Below are 472 nucleotides of genomic sequence, written 5' to 3'. Positions count from 1 at the left end.
TCACAGACATTGAGGATTCCTGCAAATATAGAATTTTCGTTTATCCCACCTTATACTCCTGAAATGAATCCCATTGAACAAGTTTGGGCAGAAATTCGCAAATTAGGATTTAAGAATAAGGTGTTTATACTCATTCAGAATCAAAATTAGCAGATATCCATTCTCTATGGACAATCGATCGTAAGCGAGTAGTTGATAAGCTTTGGATAACTTCTTGCAACTGATCAATGACGTCATTCAATGATTTAAATGCTTTGTTCTTAAATCCTAATTTCCGAATCTCTGCCCAAACTTGTTCAATCGGATTCATCTCTGGTGTATAAGGTGGAATAAATGTAAATTCAATATTGCTAGGAATATCCAATGTCTGTGATTTATGCCAAACCGCATTATCCATCACCAAAATAATATAGTCGTTAGGGTAAGCTTCTGACAGTTGTCGTAAAAATTCATTCATCCAAGCCGTATTACA

1 protein-coding gene and 1 pseudogene are annotated in these 472 nt (G+C 35.0%); one reads left to right on the top strand and one right to left on the bottom strand.

What is annotated here, in order from left to right:
- Positions 1-141 (top strand): annotated as a pseudogene (locus E4T71_RS08905) (transposase); the annotation flags it as partial.
- Here the strand turns inward: E4T71_RS08905 and E4T71_RS08900 are convergent.
- On the bottom strand, positions 131-472 hold a 342-nt coding region (locus E4T71_RS08900), incomplete at its 5' end, for a transposase (protein WP_194181234.1). The pseudogene E4T71_RS08905 and the gene E4T71_RS08900 sit on opposite strands and share 11 nt — an antisense overlap.

The organism is Streptococcus sp. WM07, from assembly GCF_004570525.1.
Lineage (GTDB): Bacteria > Bacillota > Bacilli > Lactobacillales > Streptococcaceae > Streptococcus.
The sequence above is the reverse complement of the archived record's forward strand: the minus strand, read 5'-3'. Positions and strand labels throughout refer to the sequence as shown.